1 protein-coding gene and 1 pseudogene are annotated in these 1,352 nt (G+C 38.2%); both read right to left on the minus strand.

Annotated elements, in window-relative coordinates; all coding sequences use genetic code 11:
• Window positions 1-71: 71 nt before the first annotated feature.
• The gene (locus EGI31_RS25610) at window positions 72-794 is read right to left on the minus strand and encodes an SDR family NAD(P)-dependent oxidoreductase (RefSeq protein WP_255037017.1); all 723 of its coding nucleotides are present in this window, start codon (window positions 792-794) and stop codon (window positions 72-74) included.
• Between the two features lie 38 nt (window positions 795-832).
• Window positions 833-1,352: pseudogene (locus tag EGI31_RS25615) on the minus strand (SLC5 family protein); the annotation flags it as partial.

A 1,352-nucleotide genomic window follows, 5' to 3' on the forward strand; every position in this document is an offset into this window, starting at 1 on the left:
GCTGAAAATTAAGAATATTTTGTTTTTTTGATATAATTCACCCCGACTGAGTAATTGGTTGGGGTGTTTTTTTACATCATCTTCACCAAAATCCACTCTGGCAAATTACGCATGAGGAAACCTATTATTCTAAATCTCTTAGTGACATACACCACAGGTTTATCCGCTAAGACGGCGTCAAAAATCTGGTTTGCCACCTTGTCGGCTTTGGCGACCCAAAACATCCCTCTTTGACCGTCAGTCATTTCAGTTTCAACATAACCTGGCCGTACATCTATTACTTTTACGCCATGATTTCTCTTTTTAGAACGAATCCTTAGTCCTTCCATATAAGTGGAAGCAAATGCCTTGGTGGCATGGTATTCGGGCGAAGTTGGCCCTCCTCTTTCACCTGCAACTGAAGAAATACCTACAATTTTTCCGCTTCCCTTAGATTTAAAATAATAATAGGCCCATTGAGCCAAACCCATAAATCCACGGGCGTTGATATCAATGGTTTTGAGTTCGTCTTCAAAACTCGCCTTTGGAATACCAATGCCCGCATTGATGATGAGGATATCCAATCCGCCCATTTTTTCCACCAAATCAGCCAAAATGTTCCGAGTACTCTCCACTTTTTCCACATCCATTTCTGCAATGTAGAATTTGGCCCTTGGTAATTCCTCTACAATTTTTTGGAGCAAATTTGTTCTTCTTGCCGTTATTCCGACCTCAAACCCCTCTTGGGCATATTTTATAGCAAGAGCCTTGCCTATTCCCGAACTTGCACCTATGATAATTACTTTTTGTGACATTAGTTTGAAATATTATCCTTTTACAATTTGCAGTAATATTATGCAAAATAAAACATAATCCAAATCATGGAAGAAGTAAGCAAGCCTGCATAAAATATATCTGATTTAAATAAAGTCATTTCATCTTTTGCCCGTTTGTGAAACCAAACAAACAAAAGCAAACAAACAATTGCGGCTGGAGTGGCTGCTGTTTGAGGTGAAATCAGGCCCAATAATGCTACTACTATAAATGGAATTTGAGTAAGTAAAAACCAAAACAAGGTACTTCCAATGCCAGATAAGGATATGCCTAAATCGAATTCTGCAATCTTGGCCTTTCCATTTGCATTTAGATATTTACTCCATATCACCAGCAAAATTGAGCCTATTAAAAAAATTGAAAATACACGATACAAAAAGTTGAAGGTTTCGCCGAAGGTTTGTCTGATAAATGGGTATTGAATCAGTATGTTTTCAAATATCCAATCACATCCTAAACCAATAAAGGGAGAACCCGCCAAAACCATTACGGCAGCTATAGGATTGGTTTGTTTCCAAAGTACTCCCCAGAAAAACACC

The organism is Lacihabitans soyangensis, from assembly GCF_024343775.1.
GTDB classification, from domain to species: domain Bacteria; phylum Bacteroidota; class Bacteroidia; order Cytophagales; family Spirosomataceae; genus Leadbetterella; species Leadbetterella soyangensis.

Coding starts and splice junctions, on each gene's coding strand:
- EGI31_RS25610 (WP_255037017.1), bottom strand. CDS start 794: ATGTCACAAAAAGTAATTATCATAGGTGCAAGTTCGGGAATAGGCAAG.